The sequence below is a fragment of the Angustibacter peucedani genome, assembly GCF_054779595.1.
On sequence record NZ_BAAGXY010000021.1, the window covers coordinates 69,940 to 91,941 of the forward strand.

The 22,002-nt window shown below is 73.4% G+C and carries 20 protein-coding genes and 1 tRNA gene; 10 read left to right on the forward strand and 11 right to left on the reverse strand.

The genetic code is table 11. The annotated features are described in order from the left end of the window. Positions 1-3: 3 nt before the first annotated feature. From ACYVJ4_RS05770 to ACYVJ4_RS05785, 4 genes are all read right to left on the reverse strand, one after another. Positions 4-951: an ABC transporter permease gene (locus ACYVJ4_RS05770; protein ID WP_460459157.1), complete on the reverse strand. Its 948-nt coding sequence runs from the start codon at positions 949-951 to the stop codon at positions 4-6. Continuing rightward, positions 948-1,943, reverse strand: coding sequence for an ABC transporter permease (locus ACYVJ4_RS05775; RefSeq protein ID WP_460459158.1), 996 nt, complete (start codon positions 1,941-1,943; stop codon positions 948-950). Before ACYVJ4_RS05775 ends, ACYVJ4_RS05770 begins: the two co-directional genes overlap by 4 nt. A 15-nt stretch (positions 1,944-1,958) precedes the next feature. Then, complete coding sequence (locus tag ACYVJ4_RS05780; RefSeq protein WP_460459159.1) at positions 1,959-3,587, reverse strand: ABC transporter substrate-binding protein; 1,629 nt, start codon at positions 3,585-3,587, stop codon at positions 1,959-1,961. Between the two features lie 106 nt (positions 3,588-3,693). Continuing rightward, positions 3,694-4,809, reverse strand: coding sequence for a LacI family DNA-binding transcriptional regulator (locus ACYVJ4_RS05785; RefSeq protein WP_460459160.1), 1,116 nt, complete (start codon positions 4,807-4,809; stop codon positions 3,694-3,696). A gap of 194 nt (positions 4,810-5,003) precedes the next feature. Between ACYVJ4_RS05785 and ACYVJ4_RS05790 the strand changes: the two genes are divergently transcribed. Further along, entirely contained in the window at positions 5,004-7,394 is a 2,391-nt protein-coding gene (locus ACYVJ4_RS05790) for a beta-galactosidase (protein WP_460459161.1), read from the forward strand. After that, entirely contained in the window at positions 7,391-9,238 is a 1,848-nt protein-coding gene (locus ACYVJ4_RS05795) for a GH39 family glycosyl hydrolase (RefSeq protein ID WP_460459162.1), read from the forward strand. The genes ACYVJ4_RS05790 and ACYVJ4_RS05795 overlap by 4 nt, the downstream gene beginning before the upstream one ends. Before the next feature lie 69 nt (positions 9,239-9,307). Here ACYVJ4_RS05795 and ACYVJ4_RS05800 read toward each other — a convergent pair whose 3' ends face one another. Continuing rightward, positions 9,308-11,188, reverse strand: coding sequence for a phosphoenolpyruvate carboxykinase (GTP) (locus ACYVJ4_RS05800; protein ID WP_460459163.1), 1,881 nt, complete (start codon positions 11,186-11,188; stop codon positions 9,308-9,310). A gap of 491 nt (positions 11,189-11,679) precedes the next feature. Here ACYVJ4_RS05800 and ACYVJ4_RS05805 point away from each other — a divergent pair. Next, positions 11,680-11,752, forward strand: a tRNA-Arg gene (locus ACYVJ4_RS05805). A gap of 74 nt (positions 11,753-11,826) precedes the next feature. Here ACYVJ4_RS05805 and ACYVJ4_RS05810 read toward each other — a convergent pair. Beyond that, a complete protein-coding gene (locus tag ACYVJ4_RS05810; RefSeq protein ID WP_460459164.1) occupies positions 11,827-12,630 on the reverse strand; it encodes a DinB family protein in 804 nt (267 codons plus the stop codon). A gap of 52 nt (positions 12,631-12,682) precedes the next feature. Here ACYVJ4_RS05810 and ACYVJ4_RS05815 point away from each other — a divergent pair, with 52 nt between their 5' ends. Further along, positions 12,683-14,101 carry an aminotransferase class I/II-fold pyridoxal phosphate-dependent enzyme gene (locus ACYVJ4_RS05815; RefSeq protein ID WP_460459165.1) on the forward strand — a complete coding sequence of 473 codons (1,419 nt, stop codon included), beginning with the start codon at positions 12,683-12,685 and terminating at the stop codon, positions 14,099-14,101. Here ACYVJ4_RS05815 and ACYVJ4_RS05820 read toward each other — a convergent pair. After that, entirely contained in the window at positions 14,098-14,604 is a 507-nt protein-coding gene (locus ACYVJ4_RS05820; RefSeq protein ID WP_460459166.1) for a MarR family winged helix-turn-helix transcriptional regulator, read from the reverse strand. The genes ACYVJ4_RS05815 and ACYVJ4_RS05820 overlap by 4 nt on opposite strands. 41 nt (positions 14,605-14,645) lie before the next feature. Between ACYVJ4_RS05820 and ACYVJ4_RS05825 the strand changes: the two genes are divergently transcribed. Beyond that, on the forward strand, positions 14,646-15,542 hold the full coding sequence (locus tag ACYVJ4_RS05825) for a DMT family transporter (protein WP_460459167.1): 897 nt from the start codon (positions 14,646-14,648) through the stop codon (positions 15,540-15,542). A gap of 4 nt (positions 15,543-15,546) precedes the next feature. Here the strand turns inward: ACYVJ4_RS05825 and ACYVJ4_RS05830 are convergent, their stop codons facing one another. Further along, positions 15,547-15,855 carry a hypothetical protein gene (locus ACYVJ4_RS05830; protein WP_460459168.1) on the reverse strand — a complete coding sequence of 103 codons (309 nt, stop codon included), beginning with the start codon at positions 15,853-15,855 and terminating at the stop codon, positions 15,547-15,549. Between the two features lie 61 nt (positions 15,856-15,916). Beyond that, on the reverse strand, positions 15,917-16,192 hold the full coding sequence (locus ACYVJ4_RS05835; RefSeq protein ID WP_460459169.1) for a DUF7218 family protein: 276 nt from the start codon (positions 16,190-16,192) through the stop codon (positions 15,917-15,919). A gap of 72 nt (positions 16,193-16,264) precedes the next feature. Here ACYVJ4_RS05835 and ACYVJ4_RS05840 point away from each other — a divergent pair, with 72 nt between their 5' ends. Next, positions 16,265-16,708: an SRPBCC family protein gene (locus tag ACYVJ4_RS05840; RefSeq protein ID WP_460459170.1), complete on the forward strand. Its 444-nt coding sequence runs from the start codon at positions 16,265-16,267 to the stop codon at positions 16,706-16,708. Here ACYVJ4_RS05840 and ACYVJ4_RS05845 read toward each other — a convergent pair. Both ACYVJ4_RS05845 and ACYVJ4_RS05850 read right to left on the reverse strand, forming a co-directional pair. Beyond that, a complete protein-coding gene (locus ACYVJ4_RS05845; RefSeq protein ID WP_460459171.1) occupies positions 16,705-17,097 on the reverse strand; it encodes a hypothetical protein in 393 nt (130 codons plus the stop codon). The genes ACYVJ4_RS05840 and ACYVJ4_RS05845 overlap by 4 nt on opposite strands. After that, entirely contained in the window at positions 17,084-17,278 is a 195-nt protein-coding gene (locus tag ACYVJ4_RS05850; RefSeq protein WP_460459172.1) for a helix-turn-helix transcriptional regulator, read from the reverse strand. The genes ACYVJ4_RS05845 and ACYVJ4_RS05850 overlap by 14 nt, the downstream gene beginning before the upstream one ends. Positions 17,279-17,437: 159 nt before the next feature. Between ACYVJ4_RS05850 and ACYVJ4_RS05855 the strand changes: the two genes are divergently transcribed. From ACYVJ4_RS05855 to ACYVJ4_RS05870, 4 genes are all read left to right on the forward strand, one after another. Then, complete coding sequence (locus tag ACYVJ4_RS05855; RefSeq protein ID WP_460459173.1) at positions 17,438-17,587, forward strand: hypothetical protein; 150 nt, start codon at positions 17,438-17,440, stop codon at positions 17,585-17,587. A 121-nt stretch (positions 17,588-17,708) separates the two neighbouring features. Beyond that, entirely contained in the window at positions 17,709-20,540 is a 2,832-nt protein-coding gene (locus ACYVJ4_RS05860) for a hypothetical protein (RefSeq protein ID WP_460459174.1), read from the forward strand. Then, positions 20,533-21,372, forward strand: coding sequence for an ABC transporter ATP-binding protein (locus tag ACYVJ4_RS05865; RefSeq protein ID WP_460459175.1), 840 nt, complete (start codon positions 20,533-20,535; stop codon positions 21,370-21,372). The genes ACYVJ4_RS05860 and ACYVJ4_RS05865 overlap by 8 nt, the downstream gene beginning before the upstream one ends. Further along, the gene (locus ACYVJ4_RS05870) at positions 21,365-22,000 is read left to right on the forward strand and encodes an ATP-binding cassette domain-containing protein (protein ID WP_460459176.1); all 636 of its coding nucleotides are present in this window, start codon (positions 21,365-21,367) and stop codon (positions 21,998-22,000) included. Before ACYVJ4_RS05865 ends, ACYVJ4_RS05870 begins: the two co-directional genes overlap by 8 nt. The last annotated feature ends 2 nt before the right edge of the window (positions 22,001-22,002 follow it).

The window sequence follows — 22,002 nt, forward strand, 5'->3', positions numbered from 1 at the left end:
GCGTCACCCCTCTCGCAGGTGCGGGTTGCTGAGCGCGTCGACGCCGAAGTTGATCAGCGTGAGCGACGTGATGAGCAGGGCGAGGGCCAGACCCGGGGTGAACAGCCAGATCCACTGGCCGGTCAGCATGGCCGAGCCGTTCTCGGCGAAGTAGAGCATCGTGCCCCAGCTCACCGAGCTCGGGTCGCCCAGGCCGAGGAAGGCCAGGCCGGCCTCGGCCCCGACCGCTGCCGTGGCCGCGCCCATGAAGCCGGCGACGACCAGGGAGGTCATGTTGGGCATGATCTCCTTGAAGATGATGCGCAGCGTGCCGTCGCCGGCGAACTTCGCCGCCGTGACGTAGTCGCGGGTCCGCAGCGTGATGATCTGCGAGCGCTTGACGCGCGCGCCCCACGCCCAGCCGGTGATCGCGATGATGAAGACGATCAGGCCGATGCCGCGCACGGGGGAGTACGCCGCCAGCGTCACCATCAGCGGCAGCACCGGGATCACCAGCGCCAGGTTGATGAAGAACGACAGGACGTCGTCGACCCAGCCCTGCAGGTACCCGGCGACCATGCCGATCAGCAGCGCGATGATGGTCGCCAGCAGGCCGCCGAGGATGCCCACGACGATCGACGTCCGGGCGCCGTAGACCAGCTGGGAGAAGATGTCCTGGCCCTGACCGGTGGTGCCCAGCCAGTGCGCGCCGCTGATCCCGAGCGAGGTGTCGAACTCCTGGCTCTTGGGGTCGTAGGGCGCGATCACCGGCGAGGCGACCGCCAGCAGCAGGAACACGGCCAGCAGCAGCAGGCCGGCCCGGGACTTCTTGTTGGCCCACAGGATGGCGAGCCAGTTGGGGACGCGGCGCGAACGGGTGCGACCGGTCGGGGCGCCGCCGGCGTCGACCGGCCGGACGGCGCCCGCGACCGCACCCGGCTGGGCGGACGCCGCGGGGGTGGCGGTGCTCATGCGGAGGCTCCTCGTCGTACTCGGGGGTCCAGGACGCCGTACAGCAGGTCCGCCAGCAGGTTGGCCAGCAGGACGCCGACGGTCGTCAGCAGGAACAGCGCCTGGATCAGCGGGTAGTCGCGGTTGCTCAGGGCGTCGAACATCAGCTTGCCCAGACCGGGGTAGCCGAAGATCTGCTCGATCAGCACCTGGCCGCCGAGGATGCTGCCCAGCGCGATCGCGAAGCCGGTGACGCTCGGCAGGATCGCGTTGCGCGCGCCGTACCGCAGCGCGATGCGGCGCGAGGGCAGGCCCTTCGCCCGGGCGAGGCGGATGTAGTCCTCGCCCAGGGTCTGGACCATCGTGTTGCGCATCCCCATGATCCAGCCGATGGGCGCGGTCACGAGGATCGCGAGCGCCGGCAGGATGCTGTGGTAGCTGGCGGAGTACAGGAACGACCACGACAGCTCGGGCGTGAAGCCCTCGCCGTAGCCGCCGCTGTCGGGCAGCCAGCCCAGCACGAAGGCGAAGACGTACAGCAGCAGGAGCGCGACCCAGAAGAAGGGCAGCGTGCCGATGAACGTCGAGCCGAGCGAGACGACCGAGTCGAACCGGCCGTTGCGCCGCCAGGCCGCCCACGCGCCGACCACCGTGCCGAGGGTGAACGCGATGATCTGCGTCACCCCCACCAGCACCAGCGTCCAGAGGATCTTCTGGCCGATGAGGTGCGTGACCGAGTAGGGGAAGCTCCCGTACGAGATCCCCAAGTCGCCGTGCGCCAGGCGCACGAGGTAGTCCTTGTACTGCGACAGCAGCGAGCCGTGAGGCAGCCCGAGGTAGAGCTGGATCGCGTGGATCTGCTCGGGGTCAGGTGCCTTGTTCTGCCCGTTCATCCGGGCCACGATCGCCTCGGCGGGGTCGCCGGGCTGCAGCCGGGGGATGAGGAAGTTGAGCGTGACGGCCGCCCACAGCGTGAGCAGGAAGAACGCCAGTCGTCGTCCGAAGTAGGCCATGGGTCACCCCCTCGCTCAGCTCTTCGGCGGCGTCAGGTGCGTGAGCACCAGCAGCGCGTCGTCGGGGGCGGCGTACGGGTCGTCGGCGGACGGCCAGCCCGCGGCCTTCTCGGTGCGGTACTGGAAGAACTTCGCGCCGTACCAGAGGGGGATCGTCGGCACCTGCTGCACCATGATGTCCTGCAGACCGGCCACGTACTCCTTCTGCTTGGCCTCGTCGGTCTCGGTGCGCAGCTTCTTCAGCAGGTCGTCGGTGGTGGGGTCCTGCCAGCGGACGAAGTTGGCCAGCGCCTTCTTGCCGATCGGCGCGGTGCGGTCGGTGCCCAGCGGGTCGTCGTAGTTCTGGTACATCGTGCACTGGCCGCCGTGGACGCCGAACGTCATCTCGTAGTCGCCGATGGCGCGGTCGTTCTCGACGTCGGTCGGGGCGCCGGTGCGGACGTCGAGCTGGATGCCGACCTGCTTGAAGTCGTTCTTCATGATGCCGGCGGCGGCGATCCAGTCGAGGTAGCCGGCCTGCACCTTGAAGGTGAACTTCATCGGCTTGCCGCTCTTGTCGAGCAGGTTGCCGCTGGAGTCGTAGGTGTAGCCGGCCTCCTGCATCATCTGCTTGGTCTTGGCCGGGTCGAAGCCGTAGGTCTCGCCGCCCTGGTACTTGCTGGACAGCCAGTCCTTCTGGCCGGGCAGCACGAGCCCGGTCTGGGACGCCGGGGTGACGTAGCCGTACTCGGCCTTCTTCGAGATCTCCTCGCGGTCGACCGCGTACACGAGCGCCTTGCGGAAGCCGACGTCCGAGAACGGCGCCTTCTTGAGGTTCATGTACAGGCTGATGTCGGCGCCCGGCGGGAACCAGTACTTGTTGTGCTCCTTGTCCTTCGCCACGTAGGTCTTCTCGATGTCGGCGATGAACATGGAGTTGAAGTCGTAGTCACCGCGGGCCAGGCGCAGCTTGTCGGTGTCGCCGCCGCCGCCGTTGTCGCTGAACGTCAGCTGGTTGACCTTGACCTTGTCGGCCTGCCAGTAGTTCGGGTTGCGCTGCAGCAGCAGCTGCTGGCCGTTGAAGCTCTTGAAGGTGAAGGGACCGGTGCCCACCGCCGCCTTGTTGACGAACTTGGACGGGTCCTTCTCCTTGCCCCACACGTGCTCCGGGACGATCTTGGTGTTCGAGATCTTGACGAACGCCGGGGACGAGGGCTCGGAGAACTCGAACGTCACCTTGTTGCCGGCCGCGGTGACGGCCTTCAGCGGCGTCGACGACCACACGCCCTCGCTGTCGAGCTCGGGGTGGTCCTTGAGCATGTCGAAGGTGTACTTGACGTCCTCGGCGCCGAACGCCTGGCCGTCGCTCCACTTCACGCCGTCGCGCAGCGTCATGACGAGGTGGGTGTCGTCGCTGTAGCTGTAGTCGGTGGCGAGCCACGGTGTCGGGTCGCAGTTGTACTTGTTGACGATGAACAGCGTCTCGAACATGTAGTCCGTCGTCAGCCGCGTGGGCGAGTACGGGTTGAAGTTGATCTGGGGGTTGGCCCCACCGCCGAAGCCACCGCCGTTCAGGTTGGCGATCAACCCGTCGGACGTCTTCGTCGCCGCCTTCTGGTCAGGGTTGCAGGCCGCCACGGCCGGGACGACCGAGAGGGCCGCCACGGCGGCGGTGATCTGGACGAAGCGTCGGGACTGGAGTCGAGACGTCTGCCTGGACAACGGTCCACCTCCTTGTAGACACGGGTCGGGTCGGTCAGGTCCTAGGGGTCTAGGTCCGGCCGCCCGCCCTACGGGGCCGCGCAGGGACGCGGCTGGTCGCGCGACGCCGGGTGGCTGCCGCTGGGTGCTCCGGGGCGCAGCCGCAGCTGGCCCGGCGGACGACCTCGGTCGGGAGGACGACCTCCGCCCGAGGGTCGAGCCCCCCGTCGATGGCGGTGCGCAGCATGCGCACCGTGCGCGAGCCGAGCTCGCGCACCTGCTGCCGCACCGTGGTGAGCGCGGGAGCGGTCAAAGAGGCGGCCGGCAGGTCGTCGAACCCGGTGAGGGCGACGTCCTGCGGCACGCGGATCCCCCGGCCCAGCAGGGTGATGAGCATCCCGATCGCGGTCTCGTCGTTGACGCAGACGGCGGCGCGGGGGCGGGTGCGCATCGCGAGCAGCTTGTCGGCGGCGACGAGGCCGCCGGCCTGGTCGTGCGCCGCGCGCAGGGGGTGGCGCGGGACGGCGACGCCGAGGTCGCGGTGGGCCTGCTGGAACCCGCGCCAGCGGTCGGCCGCGTCGGGCGAGCCGACCGGGTTGCCGACGAAGGCCAGCCGCTCGTAGTCGTGGTCCTGGATCAGGTGCCGGGTCAGCTCGCGCACGGGGTCGGCGCCCTCGGTGCGAACCTGCGGCACCGCGGCGACCGTGCCGCCGGCCAGCTGCACCACGGGGCAGCGGGCCTCGACGAGCGCCTGCACGACGTCGTCCGGCACGCTGCCGCCCATGACGGCGATGCCGTCGACGCGGTCGGCCATGTCGAGCACGAGCCGGCGCGAGTGCTCGAGCAGGTGGGTGCCGAGGATCAGCACCGACAGCTGCGAGGCGACGGCCTCGGCCTCGAAGCCGGCGATGACCTCGGAGTAGTAGGGGCCGGACAGGCCGGGGAACACGACGCCGAGGGCGTGGTGCCGGCGCGAGGCCAGAGCCCGGGCGCGCTGGTTGGGCCGGAACTCGAGGGCGGCCACGGCCTCCTCGACGCGCTGCCGGGTCTCGTCGCTCACGGAGTCGACGCCGCGGACGACGCGGCTGACCGTGGCGATGGACACGCCGGCGCGCTCGGCGACCTGGCGGAGAGTGGCGGGGTCGTCGGCCGAGCGGCGAGAACGCCTGGGGGACAACGGATCCACCGCCTCTCTTCGTCGTGAGGTCGTGCTCTGGTCGAGAGCCCGGACGTCGTCGTCCTGGCGGGCTCTCCGTTACCTGCTCCCGTTGACAACGGTTACAGATAACGTTTACATGACCATAGAACGGACAGAACGGGATGACAACCCCCAACACCGCATACCGGGTCACGGCGACCCGGCGGGAGGCGTTCGAGCACATGGTCGAGATCCATCGCCGGCAGCTGCTGGTGGACGGCGAGCCGCGGCTGCTCGTGGGGGGTGAGGTGCACTACTTCCGCGTCCCGCGCGAGCAGTGGCCGGACCGCGTCCGGGCGCTCAAGCAGGCCGGCTGCACGATGCTCGCGTCGTACATCCCGTGGCTGCTGCACGAGCTGCCGGACGGCAGCATCGACGTCACCGGCCGCACGCGCCCGGAGCGCGACGTCGGCGCCTTCATCGACCTGTGCCGCGACGAGGGCTTGTACTTCTTCGCCCGCCCCGGGCCGTTCATCATGGCCGAGCTCAAGAACGAGGGCCTGCCGTACTCGGTGTACCGCGACCACCCCGAGGTCGAGCCGGTCGGCTGGGACGGCGTCCCGGCGCCGACGCGCACCGTCGACTACCTCGCGCCGGCGTTCCTGGCCGAGAACCGGCGCTGGTACGAGGCGATCATGCCGGTGCTGGTGCCGCGGCTGCACCCCAACGGCGGCAACGTGATCGGCGTCCAGCTCGACAACGAGATCGGCATGCTGGCCTGGGTCACGAACTCGCCGGACCTGACCGACCACCTGCTCGACGACCTGCGCGGCTGGGTGCGGCAGACGCACGGCGCCGACGTCGCCGCGCGCTACCCGGTCGACCTCGACGACCCGGCGGCCTGGGCCAGCGCGGTGCGCAGCCCCGACGAGCGCTGGGCCGGCGCGCTGCGGGTCGACCTGGGCCGCTTCATGCGCGGCCGCTTCGCCCGCTACGTGCAGGCGCTGCGGTCGGACGCCGAGGACCTCGGCGTGCGCGACGTGCCCTTCGTGATCAACATCCACGGCACGAGCGACGGCGACGGCGCACCGTTCCCGATCGGCATCAGCCAGCTCGTGGAGACCTACGCGGGCGTGCCCGGCATGGTGTCGGGCTCCGACCACTACGTCGGCGACATGACCCTGGGCACGACCACCGACCTGCACCTGATGAACGCCTTCATGGCCGCGGTGCACGACGAGCACCAGCCGCTGACGTCGGTCGAGTTCGAGGCCGGCTCCGGCGACTACGGCGGTGGCCTCGACATGCAGTACGACCCGTCGAGCGTCGACCTCAAGACCCGCCTCTGCCTCGCGCAGGGCAACCGGCTGGTCAACTACTACCTCTTCGCGGGGGGCATCAACGGGCCGCTCGACGAGCCCGTCGGCGACGGCAACGACCGGATCAGCTTCACCGGCGAGCGCCACGGCACCGCGGCGCCGGTCGGCCCCGAGGGCCAGCTCGGGCTGACCTACCCGGCGACGGCGCGCGTCTCGACCGCGGCGGCGCTGCACGAGCGCTGGCTGGCGCGCATGGACGAGGAGCACGACGACCTCGCCGTCGGCCTGGTGCTCGACGACTACATGACCGAGTACGCCCACCCCTCCAGCCAGGTGATGAAGGACGTCGTCGAGGACCTCACGGCCCACCGCGGCGCGGGTGCGCGCAAGGCGCTCGGTCGCTCGTTGCTGCTCGGCGGCTTCCGCTTCGGCGCCGTCGACCTGCAGCGCGACCACGACGACCTGCCGCACGTCGTGGCGCTGGCCACGACCCGGCACCTCGACGCCGACGTCCAGCAGCGCCTCGTCGACCACGCGCGCGGCGGCGGCAGCCTGCTGCTGCTCGGCCCCGTGCCGCAGCGCGACCTCGAGGGCGACCCGTGCACCGTGCTCGCCGACGCGCTGGGTCTGGTTCCCGGCGAGATGGTCTGGCGCCGGCCCGACTACTTCCCCTCCCTCGTGGCGCACGGCTGGCTCGCCCCGTGGCCCGAGACCGCCGTCGGGTGGGTGCAGCCGCTGGAGGTGTCCGGGGGCGAGGTGCTCCTGACCGACCAGCACCACCAGCGGCCGTGCGCGGTCGACGTCCGGCTGGGAGAGGGGCGGGCCGTCGTCCTGGCGGCCGAGATGCCCAGCGACCCGCGGGTCTTCGCGACGGCGCTGCGCGAGCTGGGCGTCACGCCCGGAGTGCCGGTCGAGGCCGACGTCCCCGGCGTCGTGGCCACCACCACCGCGACGGACGACGGGCAGCGGATGCTGCACCTGCTCAACGTCTCGACCTACCCGGCGCGCGTGCAGGTCGCCGGCTACGACCTCGCCGTGCCTGCGCGCTCGGGCCACCTGCTGCCGCTCGGGCTCGACCTGCCGCACGGCCGCCTCGAGCGGTCCGACGCCGAGCTGGTCGAGATCGGCGACGACCGGATCGCCTTCGGGCCCGGGCTGTCCGCCGGCGACGACGTGCGCGTCGTCCTGACCACCACCCGGCACGTCGCCGTCGAGGGCGACGCGCACCAGCTGACCACCGAGGGGCAGCAGGTCGTCGTCACCGGCGCCGCGACCCCCGTGACCCTGACCTTCTCCGGAGAGAGGACCGCATGAGCACCGACGCACCCCGCACGTCCGCCGCCGACGCCAAGGCCGACTGGGACGAGCGCATCTACCGCCGCACCGAGGCCGGCAGCGGCACGGACGTCGTCCTGCCGGCACCCGCCGACCTCGTGGCCACCGCGGGCCAGGGCCACGTGGCGCTGAGCTGGTCGCCGGTCGACGGCGCCGCCGGCTACGTGGTGTCGCGCGCGACCTCGCCGGACGGCGAGTTCACCGTGCTCGACCACGGCAACAGCGACGTACCGCCCGTGCCCGACCCCTGGTACTCCGACGCGGGCGTCGAGACCGGCACCGCGTACTCGTACCGCGTGCAGGCGACCCCGGCCGCCGACCTCGAGCCGGGCGAGCCCACCGAGCCCGTCACCGCCACGCCCACCGCCGAGTCCGCCGCCCCGCTGGCCGTGCAGGTCGACGCGGGCGACGTCACCGGCCGGCTGCAGCGGGTCTGGGAGATGGTCGGCTCCGAGCGCCTGTCGCAGCTCTGGCTCGAGCGCGACGACAACGGCAACCCGGTCGGTGCGGAGTTCGACGCCGCGCTGCGCCAGGCCCACGCCGAGCTCGGCGTGAAGCGGGTGCGCGCCCACGCGATCTTCCACGACGACGTCGACGTGCTCACCTGGCCCGAGGGCGGGCAGCCGCAGTTCCACTTCGACGGCGTCGACCGGATCGTCGACCAGGTGCTGGCCACCGGCATCCGTCCCGTGCTCGAGCTCGGCTTCATGCCGAAGGACCTCGCGAGCGACCCGAGCAAGACCTGCTTCCAGTACGAGGGCATCGTGTCGCCGCCCACCGACTGGCAGGTCTGGGCCGACCTCAACGGCGCGCTGGCCCGCCACCTGGTCGAGCGGTACGGCATCGACGAGGTCGCCGGCTGGGGCTTCGAGGTCTGGAACGAGCCGAACCTCGAGGTGTTCTGGACCGGCACCAAGCTCGAGTACCTGCGCCTGTACGAGGAGGCGGCCCGCGCGATCAAGGCGGTCGACGACCGGCTGCTCGTCGGCGGCCCCGCCACCGCGGCCTCGGAGTGGGTCGAGGACATCTGCGCCTACTGCGCCGAGCGCGACGTGCCGCTGGACTTCGTCTCGACGCACACCTACGGCAACGCGCCCGTCGACGTCCACCCCTCGCTGCGCCGGCACGGCTTCGACAAGGCGCAGGTCTGGTGGACCGAGTGGGGCGTCGGCCACACGCACTTCCACCCGGTGCACGACACCGCGTTCGCCGCGCCGTTCGTGCTGCACGGCTACAAGTCGGCGCAGGACCGCGTCGACGCGCTGGCCTACTGGGTGGTGAGCGACCACTTCGAGGAGCTCGGCCGCCCGCCGCGCCTGCTGCACGGCGGCTTCGGCCTGCTGACGGTCGGCAACCTGCGCAAGCCGCGCTACTGGGCCGTCGCGCTGGCCGAGCAGCTGGGCGACGAGGTCGTCGCCTCGCGGGTCAGCGGGGACGGCGCCACGACCCTGGTCGAGACCTGGGCCACCCGCCACGACGACGGCACGGTCGACGTCCTGCTGTGGAACGTCTGCCCGGACGCCACGCAGCACGCGGGCCGCGACGACCTCGCGCGCACGATCGCGCTGCAGGTCGACGGGCTCGCCGCCGCGGCCTACGACGCGACCGTGGCCCGGGTCGACAACGAGCACTCGAGCATCGACGCGCACGTCGCGTCGGACACCGTCTGGCCCGACGCCGCCGAGTGGGAGCGGCTGCGCGGGCTCGACGTCCTGCACACCGAGGACGTCGACGCGACGGTCACCCCGGACGGCCGGCTGGAGCTCGAGCTCCGGTTGCCGATGCCCGGCATCGCCAGGTTGCGCCTCGCGCCGCGTGGCTGATCCCCGGGACGGCGAAGGGCCCCCGACCTCCAGGCGGTCGGGGGCCCTTCGTGCCGGGGCGTGCGACGGTCAGGCGCCGAGGCGCGCCTTGAGGCCGTCGAGCTCGGTCCACAGGGCGGTCGGCAGGTCGTCGCCGAACTTGTCGAACCACTCCTGGATCTGCGGCAGCTCGGCCTTCCACTCCTCGACGTCGACCTCGAGGCAGCTGGCGAGCTCCTCGGCGGTCATGTCGAGGCCGTCGGTGTCGAGCGACTCCGGCGTCGGCACGTGGCCGATCGGCGTCTCGACGGCGGCGGCCCGGCCCTCGAGGCGCTCGATGGCCCACTTGAGCACGCGCGAGTTCTCGCCGAAGCCCGGCCACACGAAGCCGCCGTCGGCGTCGCGGCGGAACCAGTTGACGTAGAAGATCTTGGGCAGCTTGGCCGCGTCGGCGTCCTTGCCCATCTCGACCCAGTGCTGGAAGTAGTCGCCGGCGTTGTAGCCGATGAACGGCAGCATGGCCATCGGGTCGCGGCGCACGACGCCGACCTGGCCGGTAGCCGCCGCGGTGGTCTCGGACGACAGCGTGGCGCCCATGAACGTGCCGTGCACCCAGTCGCGGGCCTCGGTGACCAGCGGGACCGTCGTCTTGCGACGACCGCCGAAGAAGATGGCCGAGATCGGCACGCCCTTCGGGTCGTCGTACTCCGGCGCCAGGATCGGGCACTGGCTGATCGGGGTGCAGTAGCGGCTGTTCGGGTGGCTGGAGAGCTCGTCGGAGTCCGGCGTCCAGTCCTCGCCCTTCCAGGACGTCGCGTGGTCGGGCATGCCCTCCATGCCCTCCCACCACACGTCACCGTCATCGGTGAGGGCGACGTTGGTGAAGATGGAGTTGCCGCGCTCGAGGGTGCGGATCGCGTTGGGGTTGGTCAGCTCGTTGGTGCCGGGGGCGACGCCGAAGAAGCCGAACTCGGGGTTGACCGCGTAGAGGCGGCCGTCCTCGCCGAAGCGCATCCAGGCGATGTCGTCGCCCAGGGTCTCGACCTTCCAGCCCGGGATGGTGGGCTGGAGCATGGCCAGGTTGGTCTTGCCGCAGGCGCTCGGGAACGCCGCGGCGATGTAGTAGACCTGCTGCTCGGGGCTGGTGAGCTTGAGGATGAGCATGTGCTCGGCCATCCAGCCCTCGTCGCGCGCCATGACGCTGGCGATGCGAAGGCTGTAGCACTTCTTGCCCAGCAGCGCGTTGCCGCCGTAGCCCGAGCCGTAGCTCCAGATCGTGCGCTCCTCGGGGAACTGCACGATGTACTTGGTGTCGCTGCACGGCCACGCGACGTCGGCCTGGCCCGGCTCGAGCGGCGCGCCCACCGAGTGCAGCGCCGGCACGAAGTCGGCGTCGAGCTCCTCGATCCGGCGCAGGACGTTCGTGCCCATGCGGGCCATGACGCGCATCGAGGCGACGACGTAGGCGGAGTCGGTGATCTCGACGCCGAACATCGGGCTCTCGGCGTCCAGGTGCCCCATGACGAACGGGATGACGTACATCGTGCGACCGCGCATCGACCCCCGGTAGAGGTCGGTCATGATCGCCTTCATCTCGTCCGGCGCCATCCAGTTGTTGGTGGGGCCGCAGTCCTTCTCGTCGACGCTGCAGATGTAGGTGCGGTCCTCGACGCGCGCCACGTCCGTGGGGTCGGAGGCCGCGTAGAACGAGTTCGGCTTCTTGTCGGGGTCCAGCCGGGTGAAGGTGCCGGAGGCAACGAGCGCGTCGGTGACCTCGGTCCACTCCTCGTCCGAGCCGGTGCACCACTGCACGCGGTCGGGGGTGGTCAGCGCGGCGACCTCGTCGACCCAGGCGGCGAGGCGCGCGTGCGAGGTGGGCGAGCCGGCGGGCGGCGTGGCGGGCTGGGCCTGGGTCGAGCTCGCGGGCTCGACCCGCAGATCGCTCGCGGCGGACGTCGTGTCGGCACTCATGGGGCTGGTATCCCTTCGCGCGGTCACCGTTGACCTGGTCTCAGCTCGGTCGCCGGGAGGTCCGGCGTCCGCCTCGCCAGGCGGTACGGGTCGTCCCGTGGACCGCGCGGTCGGCGAGGGGTTCCCTGGTCACGGTAGCCGCTCGTCTCAGGGGTTGGTACGCCCAACCGGGCAGCCCGCTCGTGAAATCTCTCACAAAGGGGGGATTCGTTGCGGGCTTCTTGCTGCGGCCTGACGTCTTCTTGCGAGGCGCGGCAGATCCGGTTGTGTGGCAGCGCTTTCCCCGCCCGGTGGTCGCGAGCTAATTTGTTGTGCCACCCGCCAAATCCTCGCGCCGCGATCCAGTTGATCACGTGGTGCATGGCTGGCCCTGCTGTCCAAGGGCTGCAGGCCGTGGAGAGCGCCCGAAACCCTTGGAGAGTCCACCGGCGAGCGCCGATTTCCGGCCGGGCGAGGCGCTCCGCTACTATCGACTGCGGCCGCGAGGCCGGGCGCCCGTAGCTCAACGGATAGAGCATCTGACTACGGATCAGAAGGTTAGGGGTTCGAATCCCTTCGGGCGCGCGTCGTTGAGACAGCGACTGACGAGCCCCTCCCGCCCATCCAGCGGTGAGGGGCTCTCGTCGTCCCGGGGCCGTTCAGCCGGTGCGCTGCTCGAGCACGGCCAGGTCGCGCGCGGCGTACCGCAGGTGCTCGACCTCCTCCTCCATCAGCACCGCCAGGCACTCGTGCACCGGCCGCTCGCCCTCGGGGTAGCCGGGCGCCGGGCTGCGCCGGCACGGCCGCCCGAGCTGGTCGTCGGACAGCCCGTCGAGCACCTGCCGGACGACGTCCCGCCTCGTGGCGAGCGCCTCGAGCACCTCGTCGAGGGCCGGCGTGGCCGCGAGGTCGATGCCGAGGGCGGCGGCGTCGTCCGGGGAGTACGCGGTCTGCGGCAGCGCGAGCCGGTGGAACGGCGCCGGGTCGTCGAGCACCGTGCGGCTGACCCACGAGTCGGTGATGAAGACGAGGTGCCGCAGCGTCTGCACGAACGACCACTCGCCGTCGACCTGCTCGTGCGCGGCCCGCGGCGGCAGGAGGCGCACGCGCGCCACGAGCTCGTCCCAGCGCTGCAGCAGGGTGTGCCACAGGGCGCGGAAGTCGTCGGTGCCGCGGACCTCGCGCAGCTGCACGCGCTCGGGGTGGCGGTGGTCGAGCTCGGCGGCGACGTACGCGGTGACGTCGATCCCGTTGACGCGCAGGCCCTCGACGTAGCCGCTGAGGTCGACGTCGACCAGCGCGCCGTCGACGAACCGCGCACCGGTGAGGTCGCAGTCGACGAACCGGGCCCCGCGCAGGTCGCGGACCACGAAGGTGGCGCCGCGCAGCGCCGCGTTCTGCCCGTCGTCGTGGTGGCCGGCCGACCAGCGGTGGGGCCCGTACTGCGGGGCGTCGTCGTCCATGCGGGGCAGTGAACCAGCCCGCGCCGACGTCCGCCCTGCCTAGGCTCGGCCCGTGCCCACCGACCCGCGCGGACTGCGCGACGACGCGCCCCTGCTGGACGCCTGGCTGCGGTTCCACGAGCGGCCCACCCGGTCGTTCACGATCCCCGGCCACAAGCAGCGCACCGACCTGGTCGGTGACGTGGTCGCCGGCGACGTGCCGCTCTACGCCGGGCTCGACACCATGAGGCTCAAGGCCGGTGTGCTCGCCGACGCCGAGCGGCGGGCCGCGCGGCTCTGGGGCGCCGACGTCTGCCGCTTCTCGACCGGCGGCTCGACCCACGCCAACCAGGCGGTGGCGCTCGCCGTGGCCGCCGACGGGGACACCGTCGTGGTCAGCCGCACGCTGCACCGCTCGGTGCTGCTGGGCCTGGTGCTGGCCGGCCTGACGCCGGTGTGGGTGCGGCCCGAGGTGGACGCCGCCACCGGGCTGCCGCTCGGCGTCGCGCCGGAGTCGGTGCGCCGCGCGCTCGCCGAGCACCCGAGCGCCCGAGCGGTCTTCGTCGGCGACCCGTCGTACGTCGGGACGGTCGGGGACGTCGCCGGGCTGGCCGAGGCAGCGCACGAGCACGACGTGCCGCTCGTGGTCGACGCGGCGTGGGGTGCGCACCTGGGCTTCCACCCCGACCTGCCGCGGCACCCGCTGCAGCTCGGCGCCGACGTGGTGGTGACGTCCGCGCACAAGACGCTGCCCGCGTGGAGCCAGGCCGCGCTGGTGCTCGCGCGCACCGAGCGGGTCGACGCCGCGCGTCTGGACGCCGGGGTCGAGGCGACGGCGACCACCAGCCCGTCGGGGGCGGCGCTGGCGAGCACCGACGCGGCCCGCGCGCTGCTCGAGCGGGACGGAGAGCAGCTGCTCGGGGCGGCGCTGGCGGCGGCTCGCCGGGCCCGCGCGCGGCTGGCGCGGGTCGAGGGGCTGGTGGTGCCGGACGGCGCGGACGTCGACCCGCTCAAGCTGGCGCTCGTGCTCGCGGGCACCGGCGCCGACGGCAACGCGGTCGAGCAGGACCTGCTGGCCGAGGGCCTGCCGGTCGAGTCGGCCGACCGGGACGTGATCGTCGCGGTGGTCACGCTGGCCGACACCGAGGAGTCCCTCGACGCGCTGGTCGACGCGCTCGCCCGGTCGCTCGAGCGACGCCGCAGCGCGCCGCGGGCGGTGGTCGGGCCGGCGTCCTACCGGGTCGAGCCGGTGGTGGTCGTGCCGCCGCGCGAGGCGTTCTTCGCGCCCGTCGAGGTGGTGCCGCTGCCCGACGCGGTGGGTCGCACCAGCGCCGAGCTGGTGGCGCCGTACCCGCCCGGCATCCCGGTGCTCGCCCCGGGCGAGCAGATCACGGCCGCGACCCTCGCGGCGCTCGAGCACGCCCGGGCGGCCGGAGTGCGGATCGCCTACGCGGCCGACCCGTCGCTGGCCACGGTGCGGGTGACCGCCTAGGGCTCGACGCCCTCGACCGCGCGGCTCCAGACCTCGAGCAGGCCGGCGAGCTGGCGGCGCTGGTCGGCGTCCAGGACGTCGACCAGGCGGTGCTCGTTGGCGATGTGGTCGGTGAAGGCGGCGTCGATGGCGCGCCGCCCGGCGGCCGTGAGGGCGACGACGCGGCGGCGGGCGTCGCTGCGGCTGGTGCGCCGGACGACGAGACCGGCCGCCTCGAGCCGGTCGACGCGCTTGGTGGTGGCCCCGGACGTGATCATCATCTGGTCGGTCAGCTCGCCCGCGGTGAGCGTGAACGGCGGCCCGGACCGGCGCAAGGTCGCCAGGACGTCGAACTCGCCGTCGCCCAGACCGTGCTGGCGGTAGACGGTGGTGAGCTCGACGTCCAGGGCAGCGGCCAGCCGGTGCAGCCGGCCGATGATGCCCTGCGGCTCGACGTCCAGGTCGGGGCGCTCGCGGTGCCAGGCCGCCATGATCCGGCCCACGTGGTCAGGTGCTGCCGTCATGGAGGAGGAATGTATCTTCCAGGGAAGGTATTATCTCTTCCGTGGAAGATAAGTGGCGCATCACGGCGCTGACGGCCATCGCCCCGGCCGCCTGGGGCTCGAACTACTACGTGGCGCAGCACTTTCTGCCGCCCGATCGGCCGCTGTTCTCGGCCGTCGTGCGCGCGCTGCCCGTGGGGCTGGTGCTCCTGGCCGTCACCCGGCAGCTGCCGCGCGCCGACTGGTGGTGGCGGGCTGCCGTGCTCGGCACGCTGAACGTCGGCGGGTTCTTCGTCCTGATCTACGTGGCGGCCGACCGGCTGCCGGGCGGACTGGCCTCGACGCTGATGGCGACGTCCCCCGCCGTGATGATGCTGCTCGCACTGCCGCTGCTGGGGGAACGGCTGCGGGTGCTGTCGCTCGTGGGTGCTGCAGCCGGTTTCGTCGGCGTCCTGCTGCTGCTGCGCGGCGGCGACGGGTCGGTCGACCTCTGGGGCGTGGTGGCGTCGCTGACCGCGATGACGGCGTCCAGCCTGGGCTTCGTCCTCGGCAAGCGCTGGCGTCCGCCGGTGCCGATGCTGACCTTCACCGCGTGGCAGCTCGTCGCGGGCGGCCTCGTCGTCCTGCCCGTGGCGCTGCTGGTCGAGGGCGGTCCTCCCTCCGTCGGGCCCACCGAGGTCGGCGGCTACCTCTACACCTGCCTCGTGGCGACGGCGCTCGCGTACGTCGTGTGGTTCCGCGGGTTGCAGCGGCTGCCGGCCGGCACGGTCGCGCTGATCGGGCTGCTCAACCCCGTGGTCGGCGTGGCGCTCGGCGCGACGCTCGCGGGCGAGCCGTTCGGCGCCCCGCAGCTCGTCGGCGGCGCGCTCGTGCTGGCTGGGATCCTGCTGGGGCAGCTCCGATCCACGCCGCGCCCGTCCGCACCGGTGGTGCGCGAGCTGGCCGCCGCCCGGTCCTAGCCGGCTAGACCGTCTCGGGCTCGCCGAGCGTGCGCGCCGACACCAGCGCGACGTCGGCCAGGCTGTCGCCGTCCTCGACGCCCGACAGCGCGGTCTCGGCCAGGTCGCGTCCGGTCGAGTCGGCCTTCACCTCGTTCTTGGCCTCGATGGCGAACTGCAGGACCGCGTGGTCCTCGCCCTCGGGTGTCAGCACGGCGGGCGGGGGATCGGCGAGGACGTCGTCCATCTCGGCGAGACGCCCCTGCACGGTCTCGAGCTGGTCCGCGCTGGGGTCGTGGAACGTCGCGTGCACTTCCACCAGGTACGCAGTCATGCGTCCAGGGTCGCGTGATCGCGCCGATCCGCATCGTGGCGTCGACGCGGAGACGCGGGGATCAGTGGGTGCGCAGGGCCTTGACCAGCTCGGCCTTCGACATCGACGAGCGCCCGGCGACCCCGATCTCGGTCGCCCGCCGGCGCAGGTCCTTCACGGTCCAGTCGTCGTACGAGCCGGACTCGCCACCCTTGCGCCCCACGGCCTGGCGCGAGGTGTTGGCCGCCGCGTTCGCGATGCGTGCGGACTTCTCCTTGCTGTTGCCCTCGTCGCGCAGGTCCTCGTAGAGCTTCTTGTCCTTGATGCTCGGTCCGGGGTCGCGCTTCTTCGTCGCCATGACGTCCTCCTCGGGTCTGCCGCCATCGTGCGACAGGTCGCGACGGACCGCCCGCCGAGGTAGGAAGGGCGCATGACCTCGACCGTGACGACCGACGTCGAGGCCTCTGCAGCGGAGGTCTTCGACGTCCTGGCCGACGGCTGGACCTACGCCGCGTGGGTCGTCGGCGCCTCCCGGGTGCGCGACGTCGACGCCGCCTGGCCGCAGCCCGGCTCGTGCATCCACCACTCGATCGGGGCGTGGCCCGTGCTGGTGCACGACCGCACCAAGGTGCTCGAGGCCGACGAGCCGCACACCCTCGAGCTGGACGTCGCGGTCTGGTTCCTGGGCCGGGGTCGGGTGCGGTTCGAGATCGAGCCCCTGACGTCGTCGACCTGCCGCGTCACCATGCACGAGAAGATGGTCAAGGGCTTGATGTCGGTGCCGCCCGAGGCCGCGGTCGACCCGCTGCTCGGCGCGCGCAACCGCGAGACCTTGCGACGCCTCGGCGCCCTCGCCGCCGGGCGAGCCGCCTAGCCGCGCACCCGCAGCACGACGAGGGCGAGCAGGTAGGCGAGACCGCCGACGGCTCCGACGACGACGTACGGGAACGGGTCGGCGTCGCGCGCCACCTGGACGACGAAGCCGACCAGCACCGCCGCGATCATGGCGCTGGCGGTGAACGCCGTCGCCCGCAGGTCGATGTCGGTGATGCGCTCGTCCTGCCGGTCGAGCAGGCCCTGCACCGTCTCGCTGCGCCGTCGGACCAGCAGCAGCCCGACCGCGACGGCCAGCATCAGGCCCAGCCCGAAGAACGCCGAGCCCCGGTGCCCGCCGAGCCAGAACGCGACGAAGTACACGACGCCGATGAGGGCGCTGACGGCGGGCGTCACCCACGCCACGGTGCGGCGGCTAGTCGTCTGCATGGAAGACCTCCTCGACGGTGGAACCGAAGAACTTGGCGATGGCCAGGGCGAGCGGCAGCGACGGGGTGTAGCGACCGACCTCGATCGAGTTGATCGTCTGCCGCGACACCCCGACGGCCAGCGCGAGCTCGCCCTGCGACAACCCGCGGGCGGCGCGCACAGCACGCACGTCGTTCCTCATCGGGAGGACGCCCTGTCAAGCGAGCTTGTCATGCCGCGAGCATGGCGCGCCGCCCCACGCCTGTCAAGCCTGCTTGACAGGGCGAGACCGGCCAGGAGTTCACCGGGCGTTCGCCGCGGTGCGGTGTCGGAAGGCGCCGTCGCCGCGCAGGCTGACAGGATGAGCGTCCAGGCATCGTGGTACGACGACCCGTCCGGCGCCGAGGACTTCGGCTCCTCGGTGATCCCGGACGACCCCGATCTGCTCGGCGACGAGGAGGGGCCGGCCGTCGTCCTCGACGACGACCTGTACGGCCACTTCTCCGACTGACCGGCCGCGGGAGCCCCGGCCGGACGACGTCCGGACGGAAACCCCTCCCGGTGAGAGCGCTCTCGCGGCAGACTGGGGCCGTGAGCACCGACGCCGCGACGGCCCTGCGCGCCTGACGCCCGTGCAGCCGCTGTGGCGCCGCGCGCCGGGTCGCGAGGTGGCGGGCGCCTGGGGCGGGCTCGTGCTCTCGGCCTTCGTCCTGCTCGCGGCCGCCGCGGCGTCCGGCCCGGTGTTCGCCGAGGCGTCGTCCGGGGCTGCGGTGGCCGACCAGCTGCGCGTCGTCCCCGACGGCGCCCCGGCCGGCGACGGGCCGGTCGTGCGCGTCGTCGGCGGGGTGAACCTGGTCGGCCGAGGCAACCTGCGCGGTGCGCTCGACGACGTCCCCGGCCTGGGCGAGCCGGTGGTCACGGCGGCGTCGGTCGGGCGCGAGCTGCTGCCCGGCGTGCCGTTCACGCCGTACGTCCTCGCCGGCGGCCGGCAGGAGCGGGCGCGGCTGATGGCGGACGACGCCGGGCCCGACGCGCTCGTGGTCGTCGAGCGCGCGACGGGGCCGGTGAGCGGTCCGGCCCTGTGGTTCCCGGCGCCGCTGGCCGCTCGGATGCGGGTCGAGCCCGGCGACCAGGTCGTCGTCGGCGTGGAGCGCGCCCACCGCGACCCGACCCGGGCCACGGCGACCGTGGCCGGCACCTACCGGGTGGCCGCCGACGGCCGCACGCCCGCCGACCCGCCGGGGACGCGCCGCTGGAGCTACCGCCGCGCGGCGCTGCCGACCGACACCGAGTTCGGCACGCTGCCCTCGCAGCTGCTCGTCACCGACGTCGCGACCGCCACCGCCATCACGCGCGAGACCGGCGACACGTTGCTGTACTCGGTCGAGGCCCAGCTCGACCCCGTGGTGCCGACGCTGGCGCACGCGCGCGAGACCGTCGCGGGCATCCGCGAGCTGCGGGTCGAGGTGCGCGACCCCTCGCTGCTCGGCCAGACGCCCGACCGGTTGCGCGAGCAGGTGGTCAGCGGTCTGCCCGACATCGTGCAGGCGGCGGACGACGTCGCGCGCCGCACCGTCGCCTGGACCCGCACGCAGGTGGCCGCCGGCACCGCGCTGGGCCTGCTCGCGGTGCTGGGCGTCGCGGTGCTGACTACCGCCCGGCGCTCGGTCGAGCTGCGGCACGCGGCCGGTCTCGGCGTCCGGCCGCTCGCGACGGCGACGCGCGAGGCCGTCGGGGTCGTCGTCCCGGCCGTGGTCGGCGTGACGGTGGGCGTCCCGCTGGCCTGGGTCGTCGTCCGGCTGGTGGGTCCGCAGGGCCGGGTCACGACGGCCGGCCTCGGTGCCGGTGCGGTGCAGGCGCTGGCCGCGGTCGCCGGTGGGGTGCTGCTCACCGGGCTCGTGACCGGGCTCGCCGCGCGGCGGGCCTCGCGATTGACCGGCGGCGAGCGGCGGTCGCGCCCGCTGCCCTGGGAGCTGGTGCTCGCAGCCGTGGCCGTCGCGCTGGCCGTGGCGCTCGCGACCCGTCCGGTCGACGGCTCTCCGCCCGGCCCCACCGACCTGCTGCTGCCCGTGCTGGTGCTCGCCGCGACCGGTGCGCTCGGCGGGCGCCTCGCCCTCGACGGTCTCGACCGCGTGCTGCGCGTCCGCCCGCCGTCGTGGGCCCGTCGTCCGGCGCTGGCGCTGGCGCTGCGGCGCGTGTCCGGAGCGGGACGGCAGGGCGTGCTCGTGGTCTGCGTGGTCGCCGTGGGCCTCGGGCTGCTCGCCTACGCGGTGGCGGCGTCGGCGTCCGTGGGCCAGGTGGCGGGCGACCGTGCGGCGGCCCGGGCGGGTGCGGTGGCGACGGCCGACGTCGAGGCCTCGTGGCTGCTCGACCCCGGCGCCGCGCTGGTCCCCGAGCCGGAGCCGGGCGACGAGCTGCTGCCGCCCGACCGCACGCCGGTGCCCGGCGCGCGCGTGCCCCCGCTGCCCGAGGGCACGACGATGGTCTGGCGCACCCGCACGACCGTGCCGCCCGAGTTCGCCAACCTCGACCTGCTGGTCGTCGACCCCGCGCGGTTCGCCGACGTCGCGTCGTGGGGCACCGGTCCCGAGCTGGCACGGGCACGAGCCCTGGTGCGACGCCTCGGGGTCGAGGACCGCGCCGCGCTCGCCCGGATGGTGGGCGGCGAGGCCGGGGTGCCGGTGCCGGCGCTCGAGGTGGGCGACGTCCTGCAGGGCCCGGGCGACAAGGCGGCGCTCACCACGCGCGGTGACGACGTCCCGATCCAGGTGCTGGACGTCGTCCCGACCTTCCCGGGGCACAGCGGCAGCATCGGCATGGTCGTCGTCCCGGCCGACAGCTTCTTCTCCTCGCTCGGCGTCGAGGACCCGCGGCTGCGCCCGCCCGGCGACTCCGGCCGGTTCAACCGCGCCCCGGCCGAGTACTACCCGGCGCTGTGGTCGTCGCGCGGCTCCAAGGAGCTCGCCGACATCGCCGCCGCGCACGAGGTGCGCACCAGCGGCGAGCACACGCTGGCCGAGGTCGAGCAGCAGCCCGACCTGGTGGCGGCGCGCCGGTCGCGCGGCTACCAGGTGGCGCTCGGGGCGTGCGTCGCGCTCGTCGCCGTGCTCGTGCTCGCCATGGCCGCCGACCGCGGGGCGCGCCGGGCGCTCGCGGCCGACCTCGTGCTCGCGCGCGCCGGGCTCGGACGACGGGGCACCCGGCGCGCGAGGCTGGTCGAGCTGTCGCTGCTGGCCGCGATCGCGCTGGTGCTGGGCTTCGTGGGGCTGCTGCTGGTGCGGCCGTTCGGTCCGCGGCTGCTCGACCCCGGCGGTGCGGCGGCCCCGGCGTTCGTGCTGAGGGTGGGGCCGACATCCGTGCTGGCCGGGGTGGCGACCGCCGTGGTCGCGCTCGGCGTGGCGGTGCTGGCGGCGCGCGCGCGGGTGCGCCGGGCCCGGCCGACGGAGGTGCTGCGCGATGACTGAGCGAGCAGCGGCGGGCGCTCGGTGCGCCCGCCTGGTGCGCATCTACCCCTCCGCCACGGGCGAGACGCACGCCCTGCGCGGGGTCGACGCGACGTTCCCGCGCGGCGTCGTCACGGCCGTCACCGGGCCGTCCGGCAGCGGCAAGTCCAGCCTGCTCGCCGTGCTGGCGCTGCGCGAGCGGCAGAGCGGCGGCGAGCTGTGGGTCGACGGGCACGACACCGCCCGGCTCTCGCGCTCGGCCCTGCGCGACGTGCGGCGCCGCGAGGTCGCCTGGGTCGCGCAACGGCCGACGCACAGCCTGTTCGAGCACCTGCGCGCCCGCGAGCAGGTCGCGCAGGCGGCCGCCCTGCGCGAGGTGCCGGACGTCGACCCGCTGGCACTGCTCGACCGGCTCGGCCTGGCGGACCGTGCGGGCGCGCTGAACCGCGAGCTCAGCGGCGGTGAGCAGCAGCGCCTGGCCGTGGCGGCGGCCGTGGTGGGCGCCCCGGCGCTCGTGGTCGCCGACGAGCCGACGGCCGAGCTCGACGACGCGACGTCCGCGCTGGTGCTGGCCGAGCTGCGGCGGTGCGCGGCGGGCGGCAGCGCCGTCGTCCTGTCGACCCACGACCACCGGGCCGTCGCGGCGGCCGACCGCGTGCTGCACCTGCGGCACGGCGTGCTCTCGACCGAGTCCGACGCCGGCGGTCCGGCCACCGCGAGCATCGACTCGACCGGTCGGCTGCAGCTGCCGCCCGAGGCGCTCGAGCTCTTCCCCGGCAGCCGGGCCCGCGTCGTGGTCGAGGCCGACGGCGTGCGGCTGCTGCCGCCGGACCTGGGGGGCCCGCATGGCTGAGCCGTTGGTGCAGGTGCGCGAGGTGACGCACCGGGTGGGCCGGGCGACGGTGCTGACCGACGTGGCCGTGGACGTCGCGCCCGGCGAGGTGGTGGCGCTCGCGGGACGGTCCGGCTCGGGCAAGTCGACCCTGTGCCACCTCGTCGCGGGGCTCGACCGGCCGTCGTCCGGGTCGGTGCGGGTCGACGGGCGACCGGCGCACGAGGTCGACGACTGGGCCGTCGTCTCCCTTCTGCCGCAACGTCTTGCGCTGGTCGCGGAGCTGTCGGTCGCCGAGAACGTGCTGGCGCCCACGACCCTCGCCGGGCGCACGGGCGAGGGGACGCTCGCGGCCGAGCTGCTGGCTGCGCTCGACCTGACCGCGCTGGGCCCGCGACGTGTCACGCAGACCTCGATGGGCGAGCAGCAGCGCACGGCGCTGGGGCGGGCGCTGGTGCTCGCGCCGCGGCTCGCGGTGCTCGACGAGCCGACCGGGCACCAGGACGACGAGCACGTGCAGCTGGTCGTGGCCGCCGTGCGGCTGGCGCAGGCGCACGGGTCGGCGGTGCTCGTGGCGACGCACGACGAGCGGCTGCTCGACGTCGCCGACCGGGTGGTCACGCTGCACGAGGGCCGGGTCACGACGTAGGG